Below are 5,640 nucleotides of genomic sequence, written 5' to 3' on the forward strand. Positions count from 1 at the left end.
TAAAACTAAATGGTAGTTTTGAACTATTTGGTCAAACTCATGATTTAGTAGCTGGATTTAATGGACAAAAAAGCAAAAGTCCTTATACATCTCTTAATAAATCAAATATATCTCTACAAGATATTAAAATGATTAATAACAAAGTTGTATTCCCTGAACCAATTTGGGGTGATGTATTATATGATGATCTTATTGAACAATCTCAATATGGTGCTTTTATATCAACTAAACTTAATTTTACAGATGATTTATCAGCAATTTTAGGTGGTCGTTATAGTGAGTGGAAAACTAAAACTATTTGGGATGGTGTTACTATTGCAGATGATAGAAAATTTGATAATTTTTTACCATACTTAGCTTTAACTTATGATATTACAGAAAATCTTACAACTTATGCAAGCTATACAGAGATTTTTAACCCACAAAATGCAAAAGATAGAAATGATAATTTCCTTGATCCAGAAACTGGATTTAACTATGAAGTAGGTTTAAAAGGTGAATGGTTTGATGGAAGATTAAACTCTAGTATTGCACTATTTCAATCAGGTAAAGATAATCTTGCCGTAACAGATGAAGATGAAAATGGAATTTGTTATAGACTCCCAAATGGTGGTTGTGCTTCTAAAGCAGAAGATGATACAAAAAACAGAGGTTGGGAGTTTGAAGTTGCAGGAGAAATAACTCCAAATTGGCAAGTTCAAGCTAGTTTCTCTTCATCAATTCTTAAAGATAAAAATGGAAAAAGATTAAATAGTACAACTATACCAGCAAGAACTGCAAATCTATTTACAACTTATAAAGCTACTTCACAATTAACTTTAGGTGGTGGAGTAAGATGGCAAAGTGAAACTTGGGATAATGGGGCAAAAAATAATTATATTAGGGCAGGTCATCCTGAAATGGTGGGAGAAGCTACACAAAATGATTATTATGTAGTAGATTTGATGGCAAACTATGAATTCAATAAAAACTTAAGTTTATTAGTAAATATTAAAAATGCTTTAGATAAAGAGTATAAAACTAATTTTACAACATATCATTATGGAGAAGAGAGAAATTGGATGGCTACTTTAAAATATAGGTTTTAAGATATTTAATATAAAAATATAAAGAGAGTTTTCTCTCTTTATATAGGTAAGTATTAGATTATAATTATTGCTTTTTCATCTCTAGGAATTACTTCTCCTATAATACTTGCATAACCAAAACTATACTCTTCTAGTTCTTTTACAAACTCTTTTGCATCATCTTTTTTCATTGCTATTAAAAGTCCACCAGAAGTTTGTGCATCACAAAGTATTGTTTTATAAATATCTGAAATATTTGATGAAAACTTAACTTTATCTTCCACATATTTCATATTTCTTCTTGTACCACCTGGAAATACATCATTTGACACAAAATCAAAAGCCTCTTTTACAAAAGGAACTTCTTTGTGAAAAATATTGAATGAAATTGAGTTGTTTGTACACTCTAAAGCATGTCCCATAAGTCCAAATCCAGTTATATCTGTACAAGAACTTATTTCATATTTCCTCATCATTTTTGATGGTAAGTAGTTTAAACTTGCCATTATTTTCGCACAATCTTTTATTAGATTTAACTCTAATAAATCTCTTTTTATTGCTGTTGTTAAAATCCCCATACCAAGAGGTTTAGTAAGAACTAAAACATGACCAATTTTTGGTGTGTTATTTCTTATAACTTCATTTGGATGTATCATTCCAGTAACTGATAATCCATAATACATTTCAGGTGATTCTATGGTATGTCCACCTAAAAGCACTCCACCACACTCTCTGATTTTACTATTTCCACCATCAAGTATCATTCCTAAAGCATCTATTGGAATATTTTTTCTGTCAAAACCAACTATGTTCATAGCAGTTTTTACTTCTGCTCCCATAGCGAAAACATCACTAAGTGCATTTGCAGCTGCTATTTGTCCATAAATATATGGATCATCAAGAACAGGAGTTATAAAATCGAGTGTTTGAACAATAGCTTGAGATTCATTTATTTGATAAACACAAGCATCTTCACTTGTATCAAATCCTACTAAAACTCTTTCATCATCTGGGCTTAAGTGGCAAACAGTTTGTTTTAGATCCCCCGGACCCATTTTTGCAGCACAACCAGCAGCTTGGACGAATTTAGTTAATTTATATTCGTTATTCATTTTTATATCTTTCTTTTAATTTTGTACATTATACTTAAGCATTTTTAAAAAATTAGTTAATTTAAAGTAAATAAAGTTTTACTATTTTATTTGACTTAAAAATAGTATAGTTAATCAATTTAGCTAATTTAAAGTAAAAAATATTTTACTATTTAAGTTTTTAATTATAAATAATTTATTATACTTACATCATAATTTAGTTCATAAACCATAGGTTATGGTTTTACATAAAGAGAGCTTGATACTTCCTTTATCTCTAAATATAAAATATATTAAGAATAAGAGATTCATTATGAAAAAACAAATATTTCTAAAAATAACCACTTCACTATCTACTGATTTAATAGTAGAAAAAATTCATTTAAAATTAAAAAAACTCAAATAGTATTAATTACAAACTTATTGTTAATAAATGGTTCTTCTAAAGCCTTAAAGAGATTTTAGAAGGGCTTTTTACCCTAAATTCAATGAAGGAGTTATCATGGCTGATGTATTAGCACAAAGACGACAATTTCTAAAAAGAGCAGGAATAGCGGCTTCTGTTTTGGCTGGAAGTGTAGTTGCAACAGCAGCAACGACTGAAAGACAAGATAGAGGAGCTAATAGTAATGTTGGTAATGGAGTAGTTGTAGGAAGATCAACTAAAAAAGAGATTCTTTATAATAAATCAGCAGCTTGGGAAGAGTTTTATAAAGCTGCAAATTAAGTCTAATAGGAGGATAAAATGGGAGCAAATAGCTTTGGACGAAGAACATTTTTAAAAATGGCTTCTTTAGCAACAGCTTTTAGTGCAACATCTGCTTTTGCAAGTACGGAAAAAGTTTTAAGAGATGCTACGGATGAAGAGGTAAAAAATCCATATCCTGGCTCAAAACTAGTAAAAACTATCTGTATGCACTGTTCAGTAGGATGTGGAGTAATAGCTGAAGTTCATAATGGAGTTTGGGTAAGACAAGAGGTAGCTCAAGATCACCCAGTTAGCAATGGAGGGCACTGTTGTAAAGGTGCTGATATGATTGATAAAGTTAGATCAACAAATAGATTACAGTATCCAATAGAAAAAGTTGCTGGAAAATGGAATAGAGTATCTTGGGATGATGCTATGACAAAAATTTCTAACAAACTTTTAGAGTTGAGAGAAAAATATGGTCCAGATTCTGTTATGTTCTTTGGTTCAGCAAAAGTTAGTAATGAACAAGCTTTTTATATTAGAAAATTTGTTTCAATGTTTGGAACAAATAATATAGATCACGTTGCTAGAATTTGCCATAGTCCAACAGTTGCAGGAGCTGCAAATACTTTTGGATATGGTGGTATGACAAATCACTTAGGAGATATGCATAATTCTAAAGCTATCTTAATAATGGGTGCAAATCCAGCAGAAGCACACCCTGTTGCAATGCAACATATATTAAAAGGTAAAGAGCAAAACGGTGCAAAAATCATCGTTATAGATCCAAGATATACAAAAACAGCTGCTAAGTCTGATCTATATTGTAGAATTAGAACTGGTACTGATATTGCATTTTTATATGGAATGATTAGATTAATTCGTGATAATAAATGGTATAACAAAGAGTATTTAGATAATAGAGTATATGGAATCGAAGAGATATTTAAAGAGTGTGAAGAGTACACACCTGAAAAAGTTGCAGATATTACAGGCTGTAAACCCGAGGAGTTGATACAAGTTGCTACATTATTTGCAAAATCAACTCCAGGAGCTTTGATTTGGAATCAAGGTTGGACACACCATACTATTGGTTCATCAAATACTAGATTGGGAGCTATTTTACAACTATTACTTGGAAATGTTGGAGTAATTGGTGGTGGATGTAATGTTCTAAGAGGACATGATAATGTTCAAGGTTCTACTGATATGGGCTGTCTTGCTGATACATTACCAGGGTATTATGGTTTAGGTGAAGAGTCTTGGAGATATTTTGCAAAACAGTGGAATGTTGATTATGAGTGGTTAAAAGGAAGATTTAAATCAAAAGAACTTATGGAATCAAAAGGTAATAGTTTATCTTTATGGAAACATAGTGTTCTTGATGAAGAGAATGCTAAATATAATGGTGGAACTCAAATCAAAGCACTTATTTGTATAGGAAATGGTGTTTCAACAGTAACAGAAACTCATAAATCAAAAGAAGCTTTGGATAAATTAGATTTAGTAGTATTTATAGATCCATATGTAAATGATGCTGCTGTTATTACAACAAGAAGTGATAATATGTTTTTATTACCAGCTGCTTCACAAGTTGAAAATTGTGGTTCAATTGTAAATACTGGTAGAAGCACACAATGGAGAAGCCAAATTGTTGAACCACTTTTTGAATCAAGAAAAGATCAAGAGATTTTATTTGATTTTGCAAAAAGAATGGGATTCTATAATGAATTTGTTGCAGGTATGGGTAAAGGAGATAGTTTCCAATGGCCAGAAGATGCAACAAATGAAATTGCAAGAACATTAAAAGCTCATGGTTTAACTGGAGTAACTGCTGAAAGATTAAAAAGACATCAAGAGAATTGGCATCTGTTTGATTCTTCAACTTTAAAAGGAAAAGGTATTACAGAAAAAGAGTATTATGGATTACCATGGCCTTGTTGGAGTGAAACGCATCCAGGAAGTCCTGTTTTATTTAATACTAGTTTACCAGTTTCTCAAGGTGGTATGGGATTTAGAACAAGATTTGGGACACAAAGAAATGGTGTGAGTTTACTTGCAAACGATGGAATATATCCAAAAGATTCAAGAATCAAAGGCGGATATGATGAAATAACAGGAGCTAATATTGAAGAGTTAGCTGGAGTTACTTTGAGTGCTGAAGAAAAAGAACTTGTAAAAGGTACAAATTGGAAAACAGATATTAGTGGTATATTAACTAAATATGCACTTGCTGCTGGACTTACTCCTAATGGAAATGCAAAAGCTAGAACTATTGTTTGGGAGTTTATTGATAATATTCCAAAACATAGAGAACCACTTCATTCTCCAAGAACAGATTTAGTTAAAGATTATCCAGCTGTTAAAGATATAGCGAACCATTTTAGAGTAGATGTTAGATATGAAAGTGAACAAAATAAAGAAGATTGGGCAAAAAGTTATCCTATAAATGTTGTTTCAGGAAGAGTAGTTGAACATATGGGAACAGGGACAGAGACAAGAGCATCACACTATTTAGCAGAGTTAAATGGAGAGATGTATGGAGAGTTACATCCAAATTTAGCTGGAAGATTGGGGCTAAATGATGGTGATATGATGTGGCTATATGGAACTGGTGGTGGAAAGATAAAAATAAAATGTAAAGTTAGTTTAAGAGTAGATGAGAAATCAGTATTTTTACCACAGAACTTCTCTGGATGGTGGAGTGGAGAGGATTTAACTCATAGATATCCAACTGGTACAGCTCCGTATGCGATGGGTGAGAATTCAAATCAAGTAACAAGTTATGGAT

At 31.4% G+C, this 5,640-nt stretch carries 4 protein-coding genes; 3 read left to right on the top strand and 1 reads right to left on the bottom strand.

From position 1 onward, the window contains the following. Positions 1-1,088 (top strand): TonB-dependent siderophore receptor (locus CRU91_RS11915; protein WP_113895435.1); only part of this gene is annotated, 1,088 nt, incomplete at its 5' end. A gap of 53 nt (positions 1,089-1,141) precedes the next feature. Here CRU91_RS11915 and selD read toward each other — a convergent pair. After that, entirely contained in the window at positions 1,142-2,179 is a 1,038-nt protein-coding gene (gene selD, locus CRU91_RS11920) for a selenide, water dikinase SelD (protein ID WP_113895436.1), read from the bottom strand. A 481-nt stretch (positions 2,180-2,660) separates the two neighbouring features. Here selD and CRU91_RS11925 point away from each other — a divergent pair, with 481 nt between their 5' ends. Both CRU91_RS11925 and CRU91_RS11930 read left to right on the top strand, forming a co-directional pair. Next, the gene (locus CRU91_RS11925) at positions 2,661-2,885 is read left to right on the top strand and encodes a twin-arginine translocation signal domain-containing protein (protein WP_113895437.1); all 225 of its coding nucleotides are present in this window, start codon (positions 2,661-2,663) and stop codon (positions 2,883-2,885) included. Between the two features lie 18 nt (positions 2,886-2,903). Next, a partial coding sequence (locus tag CRU91_RS11930) for a molybdopterin-dependent oxidoreductase (RefSeq protein ID WP_113895438.1) occupies positions 2,904-5,640 on the top strand: 2,737 nt, incomplete at its 3' end.

The organism is Aliarcobacter vitoriensis (assembly GCF_003316695.1).
Taxonomy (GTDB): domain Bacteria; phylum Campylobacterota; class Campylobacteria; order Campylobacterales; family Arcobacteraceae; genus Aliarcobacter; species Aliarcobacter vitoriensis.

Excerpts from the sequence above, each read along its gene's own strand:
- CRU91_RS11925 (WP_113895437.1), top strand. The coding sequence starts at position 2,661 with ATGGCTGATGTATTAGCACAAAGACGACAATTTCTAAAAAGAGCAGGA.
- selD (WP_113895436.1), bottom strand. The coding sequence starts at position 2,179 with ATGAATAACGAATATAAATTAACTAAATTCGTCCAAGCTGCTGGTTGT.